Below are 218 nucleotides of genomic sequence, written 5' to 3'. Positions count from 1 at the left end.
GGTTCAGTTCTCATTACCCCTGATAGACTTCCAAACTGACGCGCAGCCCACTCGGCAAGGCTGGGGTTCAGTTCTCATTACCCCTGATAGACTTCCCGTCCCCGCCTCCCTGCTCAACCGCGAGCTGGGGTTCAGTTCTCATTACCCCTGATAGACTTCTGCACCTGGTCCAGGAGCAGATCGCCACGCTGGGGTTCAGTTCTCATTACCCCTGATAG

Source organism: Corynebacterium sp. HMSC068H04 (genome assembly GCF_001811255.1).
GTDB lineage: Bacteria > Actinomycetota > Actinomycetes > Mycobacteriales > Mycobacteriaceae > Corynebacterium > Corynebacterium hesseae.
Note: the sequence above shows the minus strand (reverse complement) of the source record.